Annotated in this window: 22 protein-coding genes; 12 read left to right on the top strand and 10 right to left on the bottom strand. The window is 72.6% G+C overall.

The window, feature by feature from the left end:
- The first annotated feature begins 26 nt into the window (after positions 1-26).
- Entirely contained in the window at positions 27-491 is a 465-nt protein-coding gene (locus ACGFYY_RS14130) for a DUF3093 domain-containing protein (protein ID WP_030713146.1), read from the top strand.
- A gap of 62 nt (positions 492-553) precedes the next feature.
- Here ACGFYY_RS14130 and ACGFYY_RS14125 read toward each other — a convergent pair whose 3' ends face one another.
- The 4 genes from ACGFYY_RS14125 to ACGFYY_RS14110 form a co-directional block, all read right to left on the bottom strand.
- A complete protein-coding gene (locus tag ACGFYY_RS14125; RefSeq protein ID WP_393709254.1) occupies positions 554-1,489 on the bottom strand; it encodes a hypothetical protein in 936 nt (311 codons plus the stop codon).
- A 12-nt stretch (positions 1,490-1,501) separates the two neighbouring features.
- Entirely contained in the window at positions 1,502-1,798 is a 297-nt protein-coding gene (locus ACGFYY_RS14120) for a DUF4193 domain-containing protein (protein WP_030008769.1), read from the bottom strand.
- A gap of 381 nt (positions 1,799-2,179) precedes the next feature.
- On the bottom strand, positions 2,180-3,427 hold the full coding sequence (locus tag ACGFYY_RS14115; RefSeq protein ID WP_393709279.1) for a sensor histidine kinase: 1,248 nt from the start codon (positions 3,425-3,427) through the stop codon (positions 2,180-2,182).
- A gap of 5 nt (positions 3,428-3,432) precedes the next feature.
- Complete coding sequence (locus ACGFYY_RS14110; protein ID WP_030008767.1) at positions 3,433-4,086, bottom strand: response regulator transcription factor; 654 nt, start codon at positions 4,084-4,086, stop codon at positions 3,433-3,435.
- A 243-nt stretch (positions 4,087-4,329) separates the two neighbouring features.
- Between ACGFYY_RS14110 and ACGFYY_RS14105 the strand changes: the two genes are divergently transcribed.
- Complete coding sequence (locus ACGFYY_RS14105) at positions 4,330-4,509, top strand: hypothetical protein (protein WP_030765877.1); 180 nt, start codon at positions 4,330-4,332, stop codon at positions 4,507-4,509.
- A gap of 150 nt (positions 4,510-4,659) precedes the next feature.
- On the opposite strand, the gene ACGFYY_RS14100 is transcribed toward ACGFYY_RS14105, so the two are convergent.
- A complete protein-coding gene (locus tag ACGFYY_RS14100; protein ID WP_393709250.1) occupies positions 4,660-5,463 on the bottom strand; it encodes an inositol monophosphatase family protein in 804 nt (267 codons plus the stop codon).
- 11 nt (positions 5,464-5,474) lie between these two features.
- Complete coding sequence (locus ACGFYY_RS14095; RefSeq protein ID WP_393709248.1) at positions 5,475-6,629, bottom strand: ferrochelatase; 1,155 nt, start codon at positions 6,627-6,629, stop codon at positions 5,475-5,477.
- 174 nt (positions 6,630-6,803) lie between these two features.
- On the opposite strand from ACGFYY_RS14095, the gene ACGFYY_RS14090 reads away from it, so the two are divergent.
- Both ACGFYY_RS14090 and ACGFYY_RS14085 read left to right on the top strand, forming a co-directional pair.
- Positions 6,804-8,060 carry an MFS transporter gene (locus tag ACGFYY_RS14090; RefSeq protein WP_365264244.1) on the top strand — a complete coding sequence of 419 codons (1,257 nt, stop codon included), beginning with the start codon at positions 6,804-6,806 and terminating at the stop codon, positions 8,058-8,060.
- Complete coding sequence (locus tag ACGFYY_RS14085; protein WP_365264241.1) at positions 8,008-9,339, top strand: D-arabinono-1,4-lactone oxidase; 1,332 nt, start codon at positions 8,008-8,010, stop codon at positions 9,337-9,339. Before ACGFYY_RS14090 ends, ACGFYY_RS14085 begins: the two co-directional genes overlap by 53 nt.
- Before the next feature lie 12 nt (positions 9,340-9,351).
- Here ACGFYY_RS14085 and ACGFYY_RS14080 read toward each other — a convergent pair whose 3' ends face one another.
- Positions 9,352-10,170, bottom strand: coding sequence for a hypothetical protein (locus ACGFYY_RS14080; RefSeq protein ID WP_393709246.1), 819 nt, complete (start codon positions 10,168-10,170; stop codon positions 9,352-9,354).
- Between the two features lie 522 nt (positions 10,171-10,692).
- Between ACGFYY_RS14080 and sepH the strand changes: the two genes are divergently transcribed.
- Positions 10,693-11,721: a septation protein SepH gene (gene sepH, locus ACGFYY_RS14075; RefSeq protein WP_365264237.1), complete on the top strand. Its 1,029-nt coding sequence runs from the start codon at positions 10,693-10,695 to the stop codon at positions 11,719-11,721.
- Between the two features lie 59 nt (positions 11,722-11,780).
- On the opposite strand, the gene ACGFYY_RS14070 is transcribed toward sepH, so the two are convergent.
- Positions 11,781-12,626, bottom strand: coding sequence for a sulfurtransferase (locus tag ACGFYY_RS14070; protein ID WP_393709243.1), 846 nt, complete (start codon positions 12,624-12,626; stop codon positions 11,781-11,783).
- Positions 12,627-12,802: 176 nt separating this feature from the next.
- On the opposite strand from ACGFYY_RS14070, the gene ACGFYY_RS14065 reads away from it, so the two are divergent.
- Complete coding sequence (locus ACGFYY_RS14065) at positions 12,803-13,588, top strand: VOC family protein (RefSeq protein WP_393709241.1); 786 nt, start codon at positions 12,803-12,805, stop codon at positions 13,586-13,588.
- 2 nt (positions 13,589-13,590) lie between these two features.
- Here the strand turns inward: ACGFYY_RS14065 and ACGFYY_RS14060 are convergent, their stop codons facing one another.
- Positions 13,591-14,850 carry an MFS transporter gene (locus tag ACGFYY_RS14060; RefSeq protein WP_393709239.1) on the bottom strand — a complete coding sequence of 420 codons (1,260 nt, stop codon included), beginning with the start codon at positions 14,848-14,850 and terminating at the stop codon, positions 13,591-13,593.
- A gap of 160 nt (positions 14,851-15,010) precedes the next feature.
- Here ACGFYY_RS14060 and ACGFYY_RS14055 point away from each other — a divergent pair, with 160 nt between their 5' ends.
- From ACGFYY_RS14055 to ACGFYY_RS14030, 6 genes are read left to right on the top strand one after another with little or no spacing between them, the layout of a single operon-like run.
- Positions 15,011-16,045: an ABC transporter substrate-binding protein gene (locus ACGFYY_RS14055; RefSeq protein WP_393709237.1), complete on the top strand. Its 1,035-nt coding sequence runs from the start codon at positions 15,011-15,013 to the stop codon at positions 16,043-16,045.
- Positions 16,035-17,162 carry a FecCD family ABC transporter permease gene (locus ACGFYY_RS14050; RefSeq protein WP_393709235.1) on the top strand — a complete coding sequence of 376 codons (1,128 nt, stop codon included), beginning with the start codon at positions 16,035-16,037 and terminating at the stop codon, positions 17,160-17,162. Before ACGFYY_RS14055 ends, ACGFYY_RS14050 begins: the two co-directional genes overlap by 11 nt.
- Positions 17,159-17,995 (top strand): ABC transporter ATP-binding protein, encoded by an 837-nt coding sequence (locus ACGFYY_RS14045; protein WP_393709232.1) that lies wholly within the window; start codon positions 17,159-17,161, stop codon positions 17,993-17,995. The genes ACGFYY_RS14050 and ACGFYY_RS14045 overlap by 4 nt, the downstream gene beginning before the upstream one ends.
- Positions 17,992-18,825, top strand: coding sequence for a Rossmann-like domain-containing protein (locus ACGFYY_RS14040; RefSeq protein WP_393709230.1), 834 nt, complete (start codon positions 17,992-17,994; stop codon positions 18,823-18,825). The genes ACGFYY_RS14045 and ACGFYY_RS14040 overlap by 4 nt, the downstream gene beginning before the upstream one ends.
- Positions 18,822-19,844, top strand: coding sequence for a GHMP kinase (locus ACGFYY_RS14035; RefSeq protein WP_393709228.1), 1,023 nt, complete (start codon positions 18,822-18,824; stop codon positions 19,842-19,844). Before ACGFYY_RS14040 ends, ACGFYY_RS14035 begins: the two co-directional genes overlap by 4 nt.
- The gene (locus ACGFYY_RS14030; protein ID WP_393709226.1) at positions 19,765-20,835 is read left to right on the top strand and encodes a pyridoxal-phosphate dependent enzyme; all 1,071 of its coding nucleotides are present in this window, start codon (positions 19,765-19,767) and stop codon (positions 20,833-20,835) included. The genes ACGFYY_RS14035 and ACGFYY_RS14030 overlap by 80 nt, the downstream gene beginning before the upstream one ends.
- Here ACGFYY_RS14030 and ACGFYY_RS14025 read toward each other — a convergent pair.
- Entirely contained in the window at positions 20,790-21,767 is a 978-nt protein-coding gene (locus tag ACGFYY_RS14025) for a GlxA family transcriptional regulator (RefSeq protein WP_393709223.1), read from the bottom strand. The genes ACGFYY_RS14030 and ACGFYY_RS14025 overlap by 46 nt on opposite strands.
- Positions 21,768-21,840: the final 73 nt, after the last annotated feature.

Here is a 21,840-nt window from a genome sequence, read left to right as displayed (position 1 = left end):
GGTCGCCTCGTGGCAGGCTTGACCGCATGCAGCTCTCCACCGCGCACCACGACGAACGTCTGACCGCCCCCCGCTCCTGGTGGGGCATCGCCGTACTGGTCGGCCTCGCCTGCGCCTTGATGCTGCTGCCGCTGGGCACGATGCCACTGCTGGCCGGGCTGGTCGGGGGCACCGCGCTGGCCGGGCTGGTGGTGAGTTCGTACGGTTCCGCACGCGTGCGCGTGGTGGGCGGCGCGCTGGCGGCCGGGGACGCGCGGATCCCGGTGACGGCCCTGGGCGAGCCCGAGATCCTGGACGCCGAGGAGTCGCGCGCCTGGCGCACGTACAAGGCGGACACGCGCGCCTTCATGCTGATGCGCAGCTACGTGCCGACCGCGGTCCGCGTCGAGGTCACCGATCCGGCCGACCCGACGCCCTACGTCTACGTCTCCACCCGCGAGCCGAAGGCCTTGGTGGCGGCCCTGCTCGCCGCCCGCGACCAAGCGGCCTGACCGGCCTGACCGGTCGGTGGGACCGGTGGCCCGGCCGGGGTGGATCACCCCGGCGGGGGACCTCAGCCGTGCGTGGAGGGATCCGCGGCCCCCAGTGCGATCCTGGTGGCCTCGGGAAGGGGCTGTACGGGCCGCTCCAGGGGCGGCAGGGCGCTCAGGGCCTCCCAGGCCACGGCCCGGCTCCGCAGGTCACCACGGACCTTCTCGGCGAGCTTGCGCGTGTCCCGCCGGTTCATGACCGCGCCGACGGCGGCGCCCACCATGAACGGCATGAGGTTCGGCAGGCTGCGGAACATCCGCTTCATGATCTGCTGGCGCAGTTCGCGCTTCATCTGGCCGCCGAGCGCCGCGTTCAGCGTGGTCGGCTTGGTCAGGTCGACCCCGCGCTCCTCCGTCCAGGCGGTCAGGTAGGCGAGGCTGCGCTCCTTGACGCCACCCTGAGGGCGCCGGCCGTAGACCTCGTGGAGTTCGGCGATGAGCTTGAGTTCGACGGCCGCGACCGCGGTGATCTCGGCCGCCAGCTCCGCCGGCATGGCGGGCGGCACAGGCAGCATGGCCGCGGCGCCGATTCCCGCGCCCACGGTCGAGGTGGCGGCGCAGGCTCCCGCGACCAGCTTTTCGGCGAGCTGCTCGGGGCCGAGGCCCGGGAACTGCGCGCGCAGCGTCGCGAGGTCCCGAACCGGAACGCGCGGTGCGTTCTCGATGATCCTGTCGGTGACGTAGCGGACGGCGTCCTTGACGCCTTCGCCGCCCTTGCGCACGCCGTTCCTGACGGCTCGCATCCGACGAGCCCCGGAGCCGTACCGGGACCCTTCGTCGTCGGGATCGATTTCCGACGGCACCGCCGAGGCGGTGTCGGAAGGTATGGCGATCGCCGCACTGGCGGAGCCGCCGGAAGCCCCAGGAGCCGTTTCCGGATCCATGGACGCCACCTGCGTCTCCGCCGGATCACCAGATTTCCGGAAGCGTCGCTTCCGAAAGGGTGTGGAGCCAGCCACGGCCGACGCCTATCAGTCGCAGTCGCGACAGATCGGCTGACCGTTCTTCTCACGTGCCAGCTGGCTGCGGTGGTGCACCAGGAAGCAGCTCATGCAGGTGAACTCGTCGGCCTGCTTGGGCAGGACCCGGACGGCCAGCTCCTCGTTGGAGAGGTCCGCGCCGGGAAGCTCCATGCTCTCGACAGAGTCGAATTCGTCCATGTCCGCGGACGAGGTCGACTTCTCGTTGCGCCGAGCCTTCAGCTCTTCGATGCTGTCGTTGTCGACGTCATCGTCGGTCTTGCGCGGGGTGTCGTAGTCCGTTGCCATTGTTCGCTCTCCCCCTCTGGGTGTTAGCGGTGTCTCAGCGCACGTAACGCACGAGAGGCCGGACTTGTGCCCGACCTGAGGCGGAGATTTTGCCTCACATCAAGGTCTGTTACTCAATCGACACCCAGCCGCCCGCCCGAAGGACGATTGGCTGGGATGACGAGCGGGACCGTACACGGTCCGAGGGCCGTCATGCACAAACGCCACCCCGTGTATTTCCCGCCATCCAAGGGGCCGGAAACCCGGACTTCCCGGGCTTTCCGGCCGCACCGGGGTCACTGAACGCACATGGCCCGACACCGACCACTGTGATCGATCACACAGGATCAGTTGTTTTCACAAGGCAAGTATTCAGCCAAAAGCGAACACGGGGCTGGGGTCTCACAAAGGAAGAGTGACACGCATCACGAGGCCACCGCCTTCCCGAGGCATCGCCTGGATCCTGCCGCCGTGTGCGCGCGCCACGGAGCGCGCGATCGACAGACCCAGTCCGACACCCTTGTCGCTGCCCGTGCGCTCCGTACGCAGCCGCCTGAAGGGCTCGAAGAGGTTGTCCACCTCGTACGCGGGAACAACGGGACCCGTGTTCGATACCAGGAGGACCGCCTGATCGTGCTGGGCCTCGGTCACGACCTCCACCCAGCCGTCCTCCGGCATGTTGTACCGGACGGCGTTCTGCACAAGGTTGAGGGCGATCCGCTCCAGCAGCACCCCGTTGCCCTGTACGACGGCCGGCGCGCGCTCGCCGCGGATCTCCACGCCCTTCGCCTCGGCCTCGCCCCGCACCTGGTCGACGGCGCGCGAGGCGACCTCCGCCAGGTCCACGGGTTTGCGCTCGACGATCTGGTTCTCGCTGCGGGCCAGCAGCAGCAGACCCTCGACCAGCTGCTCGCTGCGCTCGTTGGTGGCGAGCAGGGTCTTCCCGAGCTGCTGGAGCTCGATCGGCGCCCCCGGATCGGAGAGGTGCACCTCCAGCAGGGTCCGGTTGATCGCGAGCGGGGTCCGTAGCTCGTGCGAGGCGTTCGCGACGAACCGCTGCTGGGCCGTGAAGGCCCGTTCCAGCCGGTCGAGCATGTCGTCGAAGGTGTCGGCAAGCTCCTTGAGCTCGTCGTCCGGCCCGTCCAGCTCGATCCGCCGGGTCAGGTCGGAGCCCACGACCCGCCGCGCGGTGCGGGTGATCTTGCCGAGCGGTGAGAGCACCCGACCGGCCATCGCGTAGCCGAAGGCGAACGCGATGATGCTCAGGCCCAGAAGGGCCATCAGCGACCGGCTCAGCAGGTCGTCCAGGGCGTGCCGGCGCTGTTCCAGGACGCACTGGTTGATCGCCGCGGTGAACTGGTCGAACGGCTGGTTCGTACCGCTCACGCCGGAGCAGGTGGTGCTGGTGACCTCGATGTTCTGACCGCGCACGATCGTGAACGGGATCGCGTTGCCCTGGCGCAGGGCCTGCGCCGCCAGCAGGTAGATGATCGACAACAGCAGGATCCCGGCGATCAGGAACATGCCGCCGTACAGCAGCGTGAGGCGTATCCGGATGGTCGGCCGCAGCCACGGGAAGGGACCCTCGGGCTGGCCGGGGTCCCATGTCGGTTTCGGTGGCGCGGCCGGTGGCGCCGGGGTGGTTGCCACGCGCATCAGATCCGGTATCCGGAACCAGGCACGGTCACGATGACGGGCGGCTCACCCAGCTTGCGGCGCAGGGTCATCACGGTCACCCGCACGACGTTGGTGAAGGGGTCGGTGTTCTCGTCCCAGGCCTTCTCCAGCAACTGCTCGGCCGAGACGACGGTCCCCTCGCTGCGCATGAGCACCTCCAGCACCGCGAACTCCTTGGGCGCCAGCTGAACCTCCTTGCCCTCCCGGAACACCTCCCGCCGGTTCGGGTCCAGCTTGATGCCGGCCCGCTCCAGCACGGGCGGCAGCGCCACCGTGGTGCGCCGCCCGAGCGCCCGCACGCGGGCGGTCAGCTCGGTGAAGGCGAAGGGCTTGGGCAGGTAGTCGTCCGCGCCGAGCTCCAGGCCCTCCACCCGGTCGCTGACGTCGCCGGAGGCGGTCAGCATCAGCACGCGGGTGGGCATGCCGAGCTCCACGATCTTCCGGCACACGTCGTCACCGTGCACGAGCGGGAGGTCCCGGTCGAGCACGACCACGTCGTAGTCGTTCACGCCGACCCGCTCCAGGGCGGCGGCGCCGTCGTACACGACGTCCACGGCCATGGCCTCCCGGCGTAGTCCGGTGGCCACCGCATCGGCGAGCAGCTGCTCGTCCTCGACGACGAGTACGCGCACGTCGTTTCCTTCCTCCGAGCCCAGAAGGGCACACGTGTATTGCGTCGCCCATCCTGCACGTTTCGGCCGTAAACCGGCTGTAAGGCGGCTCGTGGAGGGGCTGACGGGGCGGAAGTGAGGATTCACCGGCCTGACGAGGTTTCTGTGCCCGGAGCGCAGGGGAGGACGAGATCACACCCCATCCACTCCCTGACGGCGGACAGCCACGCCGCCGCCGACCCACGAAGAGGGGGCGAACCCACCATGGACGCATTCACCGCGGGTCTCCTGCAGCGCATCAGGAACACGCAGTCGGACCTCAGGCACGCCCGCGAGACGGGCGACGACTTCCTCGCGGAAGTGGAACTGGCGGAGCTGGAGGATCTCCAGCGCCTGGCCGCCGAGCACGGCGTTCCTGTCACGGCCGCCGTACCGGCCTGCTGATCCCCCGATCGGCCGGCCCGTCGTACCCGCACGACCCCCGCACGACCCTGCACGACTCTGCACGAACTCAGCTTCTGCACGACCTCTGCACGGCCTCTGCACGACGTGGACCCCGGACGCCCCAGTGGGCGGCCGGGGTCCACGTGCTTGTCAGTCGTGCCAGGCGCCGTACTCCTCCAGCAGCGGCTGCAGCGAGGCGAACACGGCCGGGGTGGAGGCCAAGGTCAACTCGCCCGAGGCCGGCTCGCCGGGACGGCCCCCGGTCATGGCTCCGGCCTCGCGGGCGATCAGGTCACCGGCGGCCAGGTCCCACGGGTTCAGTCCGCGCTCGTAGTACCCGTCCAACCGGCCGGCGGCCACGTCGCACAGGTCGAGCGCAGCCGACCCGCCCCGCCGGATGTCCCGCACCAGCGGGATGATCCGCGCCACGACCTCGGCCTGGTGGGCCCGCCGGGTCTGCACGTACGCGAAGCCGGTCCCGAGCAGCGCCTGGTCCAGCGGCGCCGCCGGCCGGCAGGCGAGGGGCGTCGTACCCAGCCACGCGCCGCCGCCGAGGACCGCGTGGTAGGTCTCCCCGCGCATCGGGGCCTCCACGACGCCCACCACGGTCTCACCGCCGTACTCGGCCGCGATGGACACACCCCAGCTCGGGAGTCCGTAGAGGTAGTTCACGGTGCCGTCCAGGGGGTCGACGATCCAGCGCACCCCGCTGGTCCCCGGGGTGTCCGCGCCTTCCTCGCCCAGCAGGCCGTCCTCGGGCCGCCGCTCGGCGAGGATGCCGGTGATCAGCTTCTCCGCCGCGATGTCCATCTCGGTCACCACGTCGATGGGACTGGTCTTCGTCGCCGCCACCGCCAGGTCCGCCGGGCGGCCGTCGCGCAGCAGAGCTCCGGCCTGCCGGGCGGCCTCCAGGCCCACGTCCAGCAGTTCGGCCTTCAGCTCGTCAGAGATCACGGTCCCACTTCCTACGCGTACGGACTGTCCACGCCCGCGGCCGCCGGCCGGGGGCCCCGCGCCGGGCAGCAGCCCACCGCGCACAGATCATGACTCTGCCCCAGCGTGCCGACCCAGCACTCCGCGGCCGGCTCCCCGCGCTCCTTGGCGGCCCGCTCCAGCACCAGCTCCCGCACCGCCCCGGCGAAGCGCGGATCGGCGCCGACCGTCGCGGACCGGCGCACGGGCAGGCCCAGCTCGGCCGCCTTCGCGGTGGCCTCGGTGTCCAGGTCGTACAGGACTTCCATGTGGTCGGAGACGAAGCCGATGGGCACCATGACGACGGCGGGCGCACCGGCGGTGTGCAGGGCCTCCAGGTGGTCGCAGATGTCCGGCTCCAGCCACGGGATGTGCGGGGCGCCGCTGCGGGACTGGTAGACGAGCTCCCAGGTGTGAGCGACGCCGGTGCGCGCGGCGACCGCGTCCGCGATCACCTGGGCGACGTCGAGGTGCTGCTTGACGTACGCCCCGCCCTCGCCGCCCTCGGTGTGGTCCTCCACGGGTCCGGAGGTGTCCGCCGCGGCGGTCGGGATGGAGTGGGTGGTGAAGGCGAGGTGCGCGCCGGAGCGCACCTCCTCGGGCAGCTCTGCGAGCGAGGCCAGCACCCCGTCGATCATGGGCTCCACGAAGCCGGGGTGGTTGAAGTAGTGCCGCAGCTTGTCGACCCGCGGCAGCTCCACGCCCTCCTCGGCGAGCGTGGCGAGCGCGTCGGCGAGGTTCTCGCGGTACTGGCGGCAGCCCGAGTACGAGGCGTACGCGCTGGTCGCGAGCACGGCGATGCGGCGGCGCCCGTCGGCGGCCATCTCCCGCACGACGTCGGTCAGGTACGGGGCCCAGTTCCGGTTCCCCCAGTAGACCGGCAGGTCCAGCCCGTGCCCGGCGAAGTCCTTGCGCAGCGCGTCCAGCAACTCGCGGTTCTGCCCGTTGATCGGGCTGACCCCGCCGAACCCGAAGTAGTGCTGTCCGACCTCCTTGAGCCGCTCGCGCGGGATACCGCGCCCGCGCGTGACGTTCTCCAGGAAGGGCACGACGTCGTCGGGTCCCTCGGGGCCGCCGAAGGACAGCAGCAGGAGGGCGTCGTAAGGGGCGGCGGAGCCGCCGTCGGGGGCACGGAGCTGGTCTGACATGCCTCGAATCCTGCCACCCGGCGCCCGCGCCCGGGCAACGGACCCGGCCCGTCCCACACCTCGGACAACAGGTAAGGTCACCCTAACTTCCTGTCGGTATTTTCCCCATGCGGGCGCCTTGTCGGCAGACGTAATCTGTGTGAGCCGACCACGTCCCTTACGGAGGGCACCACCTTGCCCAGTCCCTACCGCGCGATATTCGCGACCCCCGGCACCAAGGGGTTCACAGCAGCCGGCCTGCTGGGCCGGATGCCGCTGTCCATGGTGGGCATCGGTGTCCTCACGATGATCACCGAGTTGGGCGGCAGCTACGCCCTCGCGGGCGGCATCACCGCCACCATCGCCCTGTCCGCCGCGGCCATCGGTCCCCAGGTGTCCCGGCTGGTCGACCAGCACGGACAGCGGCGGGTGCTGCGCCCGGCCACCCTCGTCGCGGCCGCCGCGGTGACCGGACTGCTGATCGCCGCGGCGAACGGCTGGCCGAGTTGGACCCTCTTCCCCTTCGCCGTCGTCGCCGGATGCGTGCCCAGCGTCGGATCGATGGTCCGGGCCCGCTGGACGGCCCTGTTCCGCGACACCCCCCAACTGCACACGGCCTACTCGTTCGAGTCCATCGTCGACGAGCTCTGCTTCATCGTCGGCCCGCCGCTGGCCGCGACGCTCTCGGCCGGCTGGTTCCCCGAGGCCGGCCCGGTGGTGGCCCTCGTCTGCCTGCTGACGGGCGTGTGGTGGCTGACGGCGCTGACCGCCACGGAGCCGAAACCGCATCCGCACGAGGAGCACACCGACCGGTCCTCAGCACTGAACTCCCCCGGCCTCCAGGTCCTGGTGGCGACCTTCGTCGCGACCGGCGCGATCTTCGGCTCCGTGGACGTGGCCACCCTGGCCTTCGCCGCGGAGCACGGCAACAAGTCCCTCGGTGGGGTGTTCCTGGCGGTCTGGGCGTTCGGATCGTGCCTCGCGGGCATCGTGTTCGGACTGCTGCACTTCAAAGGCAAGGCCGAACCTCGCTGGGTGCTGGGCATCAGTGCGATGGCCGTGAGTATGATCCCCCTCCTACTGGCCGGGAACTTGCCGTTTCTGGCCGTGGCGCTCTTCGTCTCGGGCCTCGCCATCGCTCCCACGATGATCACCACGATGGCCCTGATCGAGGCGCACGTGCCACACGCGAAGCTGACCGAGGGCATGACCTGGATCAGCACCGGCCTCGCGGTCGGAATCGCGCTCGGGTCCTCCGTGACCGGCTGGGTCGTCGACGCGGCCGGCGCGCGGACCGGGTACGTCGTCTCCGTCTCGGCGGGGGTGGCCGCGGCGGCGGTGGCGTTCGCGGGATACCGCCGGCTGACGAGGCCGGCGCAAGGGGAGGTGCCAGCAATCGATGGGGACGGCGACAGCAGGGCAGGGCAGCAGGGAACGGACCGCGTGGCATAACTGGGCGGGCAACGTCACCGCCACACCGGCCCGCACGGTGACCCCGGCCTCGGTCGGGGAGCTGCAGGAGACGGTCCGCCGGGCCGCCGAGGACGGGCTACGGGTGAAGGCGGTCGGCACCGGCCACTCCTTCACCGCGGCCGCGGCGACCGACGGGGTGCTCGTCCGCCCACAGGCCCTGGCCGGGATCCGGTCGATCGACCGGGCCGCCGGGACCGTCACGGTGGCGGCGGGCACGGTCCTCAAGGACCTCAACACGGCCCTCGCCCGGGAGGGCCTGTCGCTCACCAACATGGGCGACATCATGGAACAGACGGTCTCGGGCGCCACCAGCACCGGCACCCACGGCACCGGCCGCGACTCGGCCTCCATCGCCGCCCAGATCCGCGGCCTGGAACTGGTCACCGCCGACGGCCGACTGCTGACCTGCTCCGAGAAGGAGAACCCCGAGGTCTTCGCCGCGGCCCGGCTGGGCATCGGCGCGCTCGGCATCGTCACCGCGATCACCTTCGCGGTGGAGCCGATCTTCTTCCTGACCGCCCGGGAGGAGCCGATGGGCTTCGAGCGGGTGACGGCGGAGTTCGAGGAACACTTCGCGGAGAACGAGCACTTCGAGTTCTACTGGTTCCCGCACACCGGCAACTGCAACACCAAGCGGAACAACCGTAGCCAGGGCCCCGCCGCCCCGCCCGGGCCGGTGAGCGCCTGGATCGAGGACGAGTTGCTGTCCAACGGCCTCTTCCAGGCCGTCAACTCGCTCGGCCGCGCGGTCCCGGCGACCATCCCCTCCATCGCCCGCGTGGCGAGCCGCGCCCTGTCGGCGCGCACCTACACGGACATCCCGTACAAGGTGTTCACCAGTCCGCGCCGGGTGCGCTTCGTGGAGATGGAGTACGCCCTCCCGCGGGGGCAGGTGGTCGAGGCGCTGCGGGAGCTGCGGGCGATGGTCGACCGCTCGGGTCTGCGGATCAGCTTCCCCGTGGAGGTGCGGACGGCCCCGGCGGACGACATCACGCTGTCGACGGCCTCCGGGCGCGAAACGGCGTACATCGCGGTGCACATGTACAAGAGCACCCCGTACCACGCCTACTTCACGGCGGCCGAGGCCATCTTCACCGCGCACGGCGGGCGTCCGCACTGGGGCAAGGTGCACACGCGGGACGCCGGGTACTTCGCGGAGGCCTACCCGCGCTTCGGCGAGTTCCTCGCCTTGCGCGACCGCCTCGACCCCGACCGGGTCTTCGGCAACGACTATCTGCGGCGCGTCCTGGGGGACTGAGCCGGTCCGGTGTCAGGGCGCGCTCCGCCGCGCGGCCGGACCCGACGCGTCCGAGCCGGGCGTCGGGGCCGGCGGCGTGGGGGTCGGGGACGAACTCGGGGCCTGCTTCGACGGGGTGGCGGCGGGCGTCGGGCCCGTGGAGGCAGTGGGGCTGCCGGAGTCGGAGGGGTGCGGTCCCGGGCTCGGGCTCCGGCCGCCGGACGAGGGTGAGGGGCTCGGGGAGGTTCCCGGCCCGGGTGTGCGCCCGTCCTTCCGGCCGCCGCCCTTCTCCTCGCCGCCCTTCTCCTCGCCGCCCGACTCCTGAGGGGGCGGCGTCGGCCGGTCCTGGCTCGCCTTGCGGGTGCCGCCGGAGAAGAGCGTGCCGCCGCCGTCGCTGACGGAGGTGCCGGCCATGGCCTCGTAGGTGCCGAGTCCGCCGATGGCGATGGCGAAGGCCGCGCCGGAGGCGACCGCGGTCCGCTTCCAGCCCCGCACCCGCGTCCCGTGCACGGTGGCCTCGCCGAACTCCTCGCCGACGGCCCCGGTGGTCGGGGTGTCCGCCGCCTTCGACTCCTCGCGGGGCGGGGGTACCCGACGGTCCCCGGGCCGGGCGCCTGCGCGGAGCCGGTCGCCGGTGCGTCGGAAGAGGTGCTGGATGACCGGTCCGCCTGCGGTGGCGACGACGCTGACCACGCCGGCCCCGAGGATGGTCCCGTAGACCCCCAGCTTCGAGGCGAGCAGGGCCGCCGCGACGGTGGCGAGGGAGGAACCGGCGACCTGGGCCGCGCTCAGATCGAGCTTCTTCTCCAGCTCGTCCTCGGCGTCCCGCGTCGCTTCCTGACCCATCGCCATACCCGGTGTGTCCTGCCTCTCGCGCTTCTCCTCTTTCAGGAGTTACCGACCGCTGAGCGAAGCAGATAGTTCCGTTTCTGGTGATGATGTGAAGCAAGACACCAGAAAACGGACCACGGGTGCAGGTCGGACTTGATCGAGGGCAGGCCAACTCCCGCCGTCCGAGGAAAGTTCGGCGGCGCGGCGGTCCACCCAGGTGGCCCGAATGGAGTACTGTGGCGAGCCCTGGGGCCGTCCTTCCTTTCGGATGTCCGGACTCGGGAGAGGGGGCCGACGGATGGAACACGGCACTCAAAGACCGGTGATGCCGCGGTATTGCACGGGCGCCTGCTGCGCACAGTAACCGTTCGGTCACTGTGCGTGCCCAACAGGTAACCGTGCCATAACGGCGATCAAGGGCGCATGCCCGACACGCCGGTTTAACTCGGCAAGGTTGTGGCAGGCTGCACCCGGGCAGGCCACACTCGACTAGCGGAAGCAGCGACGCACGTGACGTCGGCAGGCACCACCCGGGAGGTCCCCATGCCCGAACTGCGTGTCGTGGCCGTCTCCAATGACGGCACACGACTGGTGCTCAAGGCTGCGGACAGCACGGAGTACACGCTTCCGATCGACGAGCGGCTCCGAGCCGCCGTCCGCAACGATCGCGCGCGTCTGAACCAGATCGAGATCGAGGTGGAGAGCCACCTCCGCCCCCGCGACATCCAGGCCCGCATACGGGCCGGTGCCTCCGCGGAGGAGGTCGCTCAACTCGCCGGCATCCCCGTCGACCGCGTACGCCGCTTCGAGGGCCCCGTGCTCGCCGAGCGCGCGTTCATGGCCGAGCGGGCCCGCAAGACCCCCGTGCGCCGTCCCGGAGAGAACACCGGCCCGCAGCTCGGCGAGGCCGTGCAGGAACGTCTGAGCCTGCGCGGGGCCGAGAAGGAATCCGTCCAGTGGGACTCGTGGCGCCGCGACGACGGCACCTGGGAGGTCCTGCTCGTCTACCGCGTCGCGAGCGAGCCGCACTCGGCGAGCTGGACCTACGACCCGCCGCGTCGGCTGGTCGTGGCCGTGGACGACGAGGCCCGCTCCCTGATCGGCGAGTCGGAGGACCTGCCGGCGGCGCCGGAACCGAGCTTCCCGTTCGTGCCGAGGATCGCGCGACTGCCGCGCGACCGGCCGCTGGACCGCGCCCTGGACCGACAGCTGGAGCGGATCGAGCCCCGACCCGCGCCCGTACCGGAACCGGAGGAGGAGCGGGACACCCTCACCAGCCTGCTGGAGGCGGTCCCGAGCTTCCGCGGCGACATGGTGGTCCCGGACCGCACCGAGACCCCGGACGACACCGAACCGGAGGCGGAGGAGCCGCCGGCCCCCGCCGCCTCGGCGGGCGCGGGCGCCGCGTACGCCGACGTCCTGATGCCGCGCACGGTGGCGGGCCACCGGGACCGTCTGACGGGTACCACCGACCGGCAGGCCGAGGCCGACGGGGTCCGCCCCGGACGCCGGGCGGCGGTACCGAGCTGGGACGAGATCGTCTTCGGCACCCGCCGCAAGAAGCAGGAGTAGGGCAACAGCAGGAGCAGGGACGAACGCCGCCGCCGGGTCGGACCCTGCGGCGGCTCGGCCTATTGCGGGTCCGGGCCCGTGGCCACCGGCCGGGCCGGGTCACCGGACCACTCGGACCAACTGCCGGCGTAGAGGTCGGACTCGATGCCGGCCACCTCCAGGGCCAGCACCTCGTGCGCTCCGGAGACCCCCGAGCCGCAGTACACGCCCACCTCGGCCCCCTCGGCCACGCCGAGCGCCGCGAACCGGGCGCGCAGCACGTCCGCCGGCAGGAAGCGCCCGTCCGGACCGACATTTTCCGTGGTCGGGGCCGACAGCGCGCCCGGGATGTGCCCGCCGACCGGGTCGATCGGTTCGACCTCGCCCCGGTAGCGCTCCCCCGCGCGGGCGTCCAGGAGTACGCCCGCACGCGCGCGCAGGGCCGCCGCGTCGGCGTCCAGCAGTCCGACCGCTCCCGGAGTTGGCTTGAAATCACCCTCGGCGGGAGTCACCCGATCGGCCGTCACCGCACCTCCGGCCGCCGTCCAGGCGGCCAAGCCGCCATCGAGGACCCGCACGTTCGGGTGACCCGTCCAGCGCAGCAGCCACCACGCGCGGGCCGCCGCCCAACCCAGTCCGCCGTCGTATACGACGACGGGCCCGTCCGCCGGAACCCCCGCCCGGCGCATCGCCTCCCCGAACGCCTCCGGGTCCGGCAGCGGGTGACGACCGCCCGCCCCGGGCGGACCTGCCAGTTCACGGTCGAGGTCGACGTACACCGCTCCGGGCAGGTGTCCTGCCTCGTAGGCGGGCCGCTGGTCGGGGCCGCCGAGCTGCCAGCGGACGTCCAACAGCACCGGCGGGCGGGGGCCCGCCAGCTCGTTCCTCAGTTCGGCGGCGGTGAGGATCACAGATGTCGCAGTCATGCCGGCCATCTTCCTCCCCGCCCGCCGGCGGCGTCACACGGCCGTCATCGGCGGGCCGCACCGATCCGGTCAACTCCGCGCCGGCCCGCATTTATGCGGCCCGGTCGGGGCGCGCCGAGCCGCCGGGAGTGGAAGCATCAGCACCGGTAAGCGCCACGACGGAGGAGACGGCTGACATGACCGAGGCAGCGGAACCAACCCGGCGCACGCCCGGTACCCCGTGCTGGGTGAGCCTCATGGTGCACGGCCTCGGGACCACCGAGGACTTCTACGCCGACCTGTTCGGCTGGGAGTACGAGCCCGGACCCGAGCAGCTCGGCCCGTACGTCCGCGCGGTGCTGGACGGCCACGAGGTGGCGGGGATCGGCGAGATGCCGCCGGACCGGCATCTTCCGGTGGCCTGGACGACGTACCTCGCCACGGACGACGCCGACGCGACCGCCGAGTCGGTCCGCGCCTGCGGCGGCACGGTCGCGGTGGGTCCGCTGGACGCCGGTATCGCGGGGCGGGTGGCGATCTGTTCCGACCCGTTGGGGGCGATCTTCGGACTGTGGCAGGCGCAGAGCCGCATGGGCACCCGGCCGTACCACGGGCCGGGCACCCCCGTGTGGAACGAGTTGGTCACCCAGGACACCTCGACGGTCGGGAAGTTCTACGAGCACGTCTTCGGCCACGAAGCGCAGACGCACGCCACGGCCTCCGACGACTTCGACTACCAGACCCTGCAGCTGGAGGGGCGCCCGGTGGCCGCCGTGCACGGTGTCGGTCGCTCGCTGCCGCACGACCGGGGGCCGCACTGGATGGCGTACTTCGAGGTGGAGGACACCGACGCGGCGGCCGACCGGGTCGTCGAGCTCGGTGGACGCGTCGTCGACCCGCCCCACGAGGGCCCGCGCGGGCGGCAGGCCACGGTCGCGGACCCGGAGGGCGCGGTCTTCGCCCTGGTGCGCTCGCGGCGCTGAACTCAGCGCGCCCTCGGCTCCGGGCTCCGCCCGAAGTGTCGGGCGGTGGGTGCGAGGGCGGCCGCGGCGGGTACGAGGAAGCAGACCGCGGCGCACGCGGCGAGGACCGGGGTGACGCCGAAGGCGCCGATGGCCGGGGCGATGAGGGCGAGGCCCACCGGGGCGAGGCCGTAGGACAGGAGGAAGTCCAGCGAGGAGACGCGGGCGAGCTTGTCCGGGGCGACCTCGCGCTGGACGGCCGTGAACCAGGGCACGTTGAACAGCTCGATCCCGATGCCCGCCACGACGTAGGCGGCGATCACCACGGCCGGATGGACGGGCAGCATCAGGCTCAGCGGCGCGAAGCCGTAGAGGGCCAGGCCGGCGAAGGCGCTCCAGCCCTGGGAGCGGGGCCGCCGGCGGGCGGTGACCAGGGCCCCGGCGAGCGCGCCCACGGTGTAGGCGGTCATGGCCGCGGCCATGACCCACCCGGTGCCGTAGCGGTCGCGGCTGATGAGGGGCAGGGCGACGCCGGTGGCGGAGTAGCCGAGCGCGATCACGGTGGTCAGGGCGCCGAGTCCGGCGAGGAACCAGGGGTGGCGGCGGGCCTCGCGTATGCCGTCGACGAACTCGGCGCGGAGGGAGGCGCGCGGTGCGGGGGCCGCCGACCCTGCGACCGGGGCGCCGCGGCCCGGCAGGAGGGCGGCGACCAGCCAGAGCAGGCCGATCCCGAGCAGCAGCGTCCCCACGTCGACGAACGCCGCGAGCAGCGCCGTCAGGCTGGGGGCCGCCAGGGTGGAGGTCCGGACCGCCATGGTCATGGCGGCATTGGCCTGCTGCCTGCGGTCGGCGACGACGACCTCGGCGGTGAGCGCCTGGAAGGCGGGGCGGCAGGCCCCCTGACCCGCGCCCGCGAGGGCGGCGGCCAGGGTCATCAGCAGGAGCGAGCGGCCGAGTCCGAAAGCCAGGAGCGGGGCGGCGGCCGCGGCCGCGAGGGCGGACCAGAGCACGACGGCCCGGCGCGAGTGACGGTCGGCCAGCACCCCGCCGACGGCGACGGCGGCGAGGAAGCCGGCGGTGCGGGCCGCGAGGAGCAGACCCAGGCCGGCCGCGCCGAGTTCCCGGTGCAGGACGGCGAGGCCGAGGACGAAGGGCAGGGCCCAGGTCGCGAGTCCGGAGGCGGTGGTGCCCGCCCACAGGCGCACGAAGGCACTGTCGCGCAGGACGGAACGGGCGGGCGGCGGGCCGGTCTTGGGTGTCGCGGGCACGGGTGTGGTCGCCACGGTGGAGTGCTCCTCACGCATCGGCAGGTGGCGGGTCGCGGTTCGGTGAACCTCGACCCGGGGGTGTTAATGAAAACGATAACCATTACAGTACCCTTCGAAGGCGGCGCCTCCGCCCGCTGCCCGACCACACCCACGCCCCTCCCAGACCGGAGAACCCATGCGCCACCGCGCCCGGATCGGCCTCCCCCTCGCCCTCGCCCTCACCCTGGCTCTCGCCACCACGGGCTGCTCGACCCCCATCGGCGACCGCGCGCCGAAGCGTGAACCCACCGCCCGGACAGCGGCCTTCGACAGTTGCGGGCGGCAACTCGCCTTCGACCGGCCCCCGCGACGCGCCGTCACCCTGGACCAGACCTCGACCGAGACCCTGCTGGAACTGGGGCTCCAGGACCGGATGGCCGGGACCGCCAACCTCAAGACGAAGATCCCCGCGCGGTACCAGGAGGCCTACGCCAAGGTCCCGGTCATCGCCCCCAAGATCGCCACTGGAGAGCAACTACGTGCGGCCACACCCGACTTCGTGGTGGCGGGCTCCACCGACCTCTACACGAAGGATCGCGCCGGCAGCCGTGAGGAGCTGGCCGCCCTGGGGGTTCCCACCTTCGTCAGCGCGGTGGACTGCCCGCAGCACAGCGAGCCCGGAAAGAGCCCCTTCGAACTGCTTTTCTCCGACTACGAGCAGCTCGGCAAGGTCTTCGGTGGCGAGGAGCGGGCCGGCCTGCTCGCCCAGGAGCAGCGGGCCGCCGTCGCCGAGGCGGCCGAGAAGGCCCGTGGGGCCACCACCCGGGACGGAAGGCAGCCCACCGTCGTCTACCTCTACTCGGTCTTCAACGGCCTGCCTTACGTGGCGGGCGGGACCGGTCTGCCCGGTGAGATGAGCCGGATCGTCGGCGCGAAGAACGCCTTCGACGACGTGGCCGAGGACTGGCCGGAGGTCTCCTGGGAGGAAGTCGCCAGGCGGAACCCGGACTTCATCGTGATCGGCGATCTGAGCGAGCGCGGCAGGCCCGGCGACAGCGCCGCCGAGAAGCACGCGGCGATGGCCGGGGACCCGGTGGTCTCGAAGCTGGCGGCGGTCCGCGAGAACAGGATCATCGAGGTGCCGGGGATCGAACTCGACCCCTCCGTACGCTCCGTGCACGCCCTGGGGCTGCTGGCGGCGGGGATGAAGGACCTCGGGTATGTCCGCTGACCCGGGGACCGTGGACCTGCTGCTTCCCGCCGCCCGCGAGCACCGGGTGAGCATGCCGTCTCCTGGGTCCGGGCAGTCCGAGCGGTCCCGGCGCTCCGGCGGGGCGGCCCGGGCGGGTCTGTTCCTCGCCGGGGTGCTCGTCCTGGTCGCCTCGGTGGCGGCGGGCACCCGTATCGGCAGCGCGGAGGTGGGATGGTCCGACCTCGGCCGGGTGCTCGGGGCCCGACTGGGCCTGGCCGTCGAACCGCTGCCGCCGCTGCTGGACTCGCTCGTCTGGGACCTGCGCCTGCCACGGGTGCTGATGGCGGCCCTGGTCGGCGCCTCGCTCGCGGTGTGCGGCACCGTGCTGCAGGCCGTCACCCGCAACGCGCTGGCCGACCCGTACCTGCTCGGCGTCTCCTCGGGCGCCTCGACCGGGGCCGTCACCGTGGCCGTCCTGCCGCTGTCCGGACCGGCCGCCGGAGCCCTCGGGATCACCGGCGGCGCCCTCGTCGGGGCTCTGCTCTCCTTCGGCCTGCTGGTGGCACTGCTGCACCGGACGGGCCTGGACTCGGGCCGCATCGTCCTGACCGGTGTGGTCGTCGGACAGCTCTTCACCGCCCTGACCTCGCTCGTGCTGATGGCCTCGGCCGACGCCGACACCACGCGGGCCCTCACCCACTGGCTGCTGGGCTCGATGGCCCCGGCCCGTTGGGACGCCGTCATGGTCTGCGCGATCGTCACGCCGCTGGGGCTCGTCGCCGCCCGGCTGTGCGCGAACTCCCTCGACGGCCTCGCGTTCGGCGCGGACACCGCCGCCTCGCTGGGGATCGGCGTACGGCGCACCCGGATGCTGCTGCTGGTGGTGACGGCCGTGCTGACCTCGGTGGCGGTGGCCACCGTGGGCGCCATCGGGTTCGTCGGGCTGATCGTCCCGCACGGGGTACGCCTGCTCGTCGGTCCGCTGCACCGGGTGCTCCTCCCCCACGCGGCGCTCGCGGGCGCGGTGTTCCTGGTGTGGACCGACGCCCTGGCACGGGCCGCCTTCGCGCCGCGCGAGATACCGGTCGGCGTGATCACCGCGCTGCTCGGCGTCCCGCTGTTCCTCCTCGTCCTGCGCAGGAGGGGTGAGTTGTGAGGATCACCGCCGAAGGACTGAACTGGTCGGTCTCGGGCAGGCCCGTCGTCCGCGGGGTCGACCTGGACATCGAGCCGGGCGAGACGGTCGGACTGCTCGGCCCCAACGGCTCGGGCAAGTCCTCGCTGCTGCGCTGCCTGGCCGGCCTGCGCGTGCCCGACGCGGGCACGGTGCGCTACGACGGCCGGTCGATCCGGGACTGGGGCGCACGCCGGATCGCCCGCCGGGTCGCCTTCGTGGAGCAGGACTCCGGGTTCGACTCCGACCTGAGCGTCGCCGACGTCGTGGGGCTGGGGCGGACCCCGTTCCGCGACCGGTGGCACGGCCCGGACTGCACCGACCGGGCGGTCGGCGCCGCCGCGCTGGACCGCGTAGGCCTCACCGCGCTCGCCGGGCGCTCCTGGAAGGGCCTGTCGGGCGGCGAACGCCGACGTGCCCACATCGCCCGCGCGTTCGCCCAGCAACCGTACGGCCTGCTCCTCGACGAACCCACCAACCACCTGGACGTCAAGCACCAGTGGGAGCTCATGGACCTGCTCGCCGGCACCGGGCAGACGGTCCTGGTCGCCCTGCACGACCTCACCCTGGCCGTCCGCCACTGCGACCGGCTGCTGCTCATGCACCGGGGCCGGCTGATCGCCTCCGGCGCGCCCGCCACCGTCCTCACGGCCGAGCACCTGGCCCGGATCTTCGAGGTCGACGCCGAGCTGGCCACCGACGCCCAGGGGCGGCTCTCGGTGTCCTACCGCGGACCTCTCCACGCCACCTCGCCCTCGCCCTCACCCTCACTCTTGCCCGCACCCGCACCCGCACTCCGACAAGGAACCTCATGACGAGCCTCCCGACCGCCGTGCCCGCACCGACCGTCGACGCCCTGATCACGGCCGTACTGGCCGGTGAACACGGCCCCTCGCCCAGCGACCTCGTGGCGACCAGCGTGTTCTGGATCCACCACGGCACCCGACTGGCCGGCGGCGCCACCACCTACCTCAACCAGTACGTCCTGGTGCGCCTCGGTGGCGCCTTCGGCGGCTGCGCCTTCGAGGCCGGTGAGATCGACCCCGCGATCTGCCGCGACGCCTCGGGCTCCCGACTCGACGTCCTGCTGCGCGAGGCTCCACGCCCGCTGCGGATCGCCGCCCTCGACGCCTACCTGGCCGGGCAGCTCCCGCACCGCGACGCCGGGGCCGAGCCGATCACCCTCCCCGCCGGCACCCCCGAGGTACGCGCCCTGGCCCGCGACGCGGCCGTCGCCGGGCTGCTGGACATCGACGCGGGCGCCCGGGTCGGGCTCATCGGCGTGGTGAACCCGCTGGTCGCCGCGATCCGCGAGCGGGGCGGCGTACCGCTGCCCTGCGACTTCAACCTCGAAGCCACCCAGTGGGGCGATCCCGTCACGACCGACATGCACGAGGTGCTGGAACGCTCGGATGCCGTGGTCGCCACCGGGATGACCCTCGGCAACGGCTCCTTCGACACCGTCCTCGACCGCTGCCGCGCCCGGGGCGTACCGCTGATCGTCTACGCGCAGAGCGGCAGCGCGGTGGCCCGGGCCTTTCTCGGCTCCGGGGTGACCGCGCTGTCCGCCGAGCCCTTCCCCTTCTCCCAGTTCAGCGCCGACCCGACGACCCTGTACCGCTACCGGACGGCGGGGCGGGCGTGAGCGGCGGCGGCGTTCACCGCGGTACCGGCCGGGCCCCCTGCCACCACGGCGAGCTCCTCCAAGGCGTCTTCCGCGACGCCACCGGGCGCCGGTGCGCCGGCCTGGTCACCCTGCCGATGACCGGGATGGGCAGCCGGGCGGCGTTCACCCGACGTCCCGGCACCCCGCCGGAGCAGCTCACCGTCCGACCGGGCGACCGTACGAAGGCCGCCCGCGCGGCGGCCCTCGCCGTCGAGGAATGCGCGTCGAGGCGCCGGGAGCCGCCCTGCGGAGGGGAGTTGCGGATCACCGGCGACATCCCGGTGGGCCTCGGCATGGGCAGCTCCACCAGCGATGTCATCGCCGTCGTCCGCGCGGTCGCGGACTCCTACGGGGTGCGCTTGGCCCCCGACACCGTCGCCCGGCTGGCGGTGCGCGCCGAACTGGCCTGCGACCCGCTGATGCTCGACGCCCGCCCGGTGCTCTTCGCCCAGCGCGAGGGGCGGGTGCTGGAGGTCCTCGGCCCCCGCCTGCCGCCGCTGGTCGTCGTGGGCTGCGTCCTGGGCGGGGGCGCGCCCGTGGAGACCCTCGCGCTGCCGGTCCCCGCGTACGACGAGAGTGACGTGCGCGCCTTCGAGCGGTTGCGCACCTTGCTGCGGCGGGCCGTGGCCACGGGTGACGCGGCCCTGCTGGGTCAGGTCGCGAGCGCCGGCGCCCGCCGGGGTCAACAGCTGCTGTGCCACCCGGAGTTCGACACGCTCACCGACATCGGACGGCGGCTCGGGGCCCTGGGCGTCCAGATCGCACACAGCGGTGCGGTGGCCGGTCTGCTCCTCGATCCGACGGCCCCGGGCCTGCGCGACCGGATCCGCGGCTGCGTACGGGCCCTGGACAGCAGCGGCATCCCCGCGACCCGCGTCTTCACGACCTTCCCTTCCGTCCCCACCAAGGAGTTCCCGAGTGGACCAGCACATCGCGGAGGCCATCGGCCGGCCCGACCTGATACGCCTCGACGACCGGCTCGTCTGCCTGCGCTTTGAGACCATGAAGGTCGTCTCGGCCCTCGCCGCGGTCCGCCACCTGCTCGACACGGGGGTGGTCCGGCCCGGGGACACCTTGCTGGACAGCTCCAGCGGGATCTACGCCTACGCCCTCGCGCTGGCCTGCCACCGCCACGGCATGCGCTGTCACATCGTCGGTTCGACGACCGTCGACGGCACGCTGTGCGCCCAACTGGCCGTGCTCGGGGCGACGCTGGAGCGGATGGAGCCCTGCGACGACCTGAAGCTGGACCAGAAGCGGCGGGTCGAGCGCATCCACGAGATCCTCGCGGAGCACCCGGAGTACCACTGGATGCGGCAGTACCACGACGACATCCACTACCTGGGCTACCGGGCGGTGGCGGAGCGGATCCGGCGGTCGTTGGGCCGGGGCGACGGCGGGGGTGGCGGTGGCGGCCTGACCCTGGTCGGCGGGGTCGGCTCGGGCGCCTCCACCGGGGCCCTGGCCCGCTATCTGCGGGAGGACCTCCCCGATGTCGAACTCGTCGGCGTGCAGCCCTTCGGCAGTGTCACCTTCGGGGCCGAGCACGTCGCCGATCCCGAGATCATCATCGCCGGCATCGGCAGTTCCATCCCGTTCGGGAACGTCGGCCACGCGTCGTACGACACGCTCCACTGGATCTCCTTCGACGCCGCGCTGGCCGGCAGCGTCGACCTGCTGCGGCGCCACGCGGTGTTCGCCGGCCTGTCCACCGGGGCCGGCTACCTCGCCGCCCGCTGGGAACGGTCCCGGGCCCCGGAACGTACGGTCCTCTTCATCGCCGCCGACACCGGCCACCGGTACGTGGACAGCGTGTACGCCCGCCACCGCGAGGCGGCCGCCCTCGCGTCCCTGACCCCGCGCCAGGTCACGGACCGGGCCGAACTGGCGCTTCCCTGGTCCCGGATGCGCTGGAACCGGACTCCGGGCGTACGGCCGGCCGATCATCCGTTCCGCGCCGGACGGGAGGAATCGACGGCCTGTGCCTGAAAGGTGCGCCGGTATGCGTGCGGGCTGGTGCCGGTGAGACGCTTGAAGCGCTCCCGGAACGCGGTGGGGGAACCGAACCCGACCTGTGCCGCGATCCGTTCGACGGGATGCGCGGTGGTCTCCAGCAGGTACTGCGCCTGTCGGACCCGGGCCCGGTGCAGCCACTGCAACGGCGAACTGCCGGTCTGTTCGCGAAAGCGCCGGTTGAGGGTACGTACGCTCATGCCGCCCTGGGCGGCGACCTCGTCGAGGGTGAGGTCGCGGCGGGCGTTGTCCTCCATCCATCGCAGGAGCGGCTCCAGCACCGATCCCCGCGGGGCGGGCGGCCGGTCGTGGACGATGAACTGGGCCTGCCCACCGTCGCGTTCCAGCGGCATGACGGAGAGGCGGGCGGCGTCCGCGGCCACCGCCGAGCCGAGGTCGCGCCGGATCATGTGTAGGCACAGGTCCAGCCCTGCGGCGGCGCCGGCCGAGGTGAGCAGCTGTCCGTTGTCGACGTAGAGCACTCCCGGATCCACCTCGAGGGCGGGGTGGAGTGCGGCGAGCAGTTCGGCGGCCGACCAGTGGGTGGTGGCGCGCAGACCGTCGAGGAGTCCGGTGGCGGCCAGTACGAAGGCGCCCACGCAGATGGAGGCGAGCCTGGTCCCCCGGGCTGCGGCCTGCCGCAGCGCGTCGAGGACCTCCTCGGGTACGGGCGCCGCGGGGTCGGCCACTCCCGGCACGATGATCGTGTCCGCCGCTGCCAGCTCCGTCAGCGGCCACGGCGCGCGCAGCACGAACGCCCCGGCATCGACCTCCTCGGCGGGCGCGCAGACGCGCACCTGGTAGGCCGGACGACCGTCGGGCAGCCGGGTCCGCGCGAACACCTCGATCGGGGTGGACAGGTCGAACGGAATCACACCGTCCAGGGCGAGCACGACCACGGTATGCATGGCCCGACCCTAACCGGACGCGGCACCGGCCCCACACCCGAGCATCGGCGCAGGCATCGGTTCCCGCAGGTCA

It is taken from the genome of Streptomyces sp. NPDC048331 (assembly GCF_043201215.1).
Classification (GTDB): Bacteria; Actinomycetota; Actinomycetes; order Streptomycetales; family Streptomycetaceae; genus Streptomyces.
This window is presented reverse-complemented; position numbering and strand designations above follow the sequence as displayed.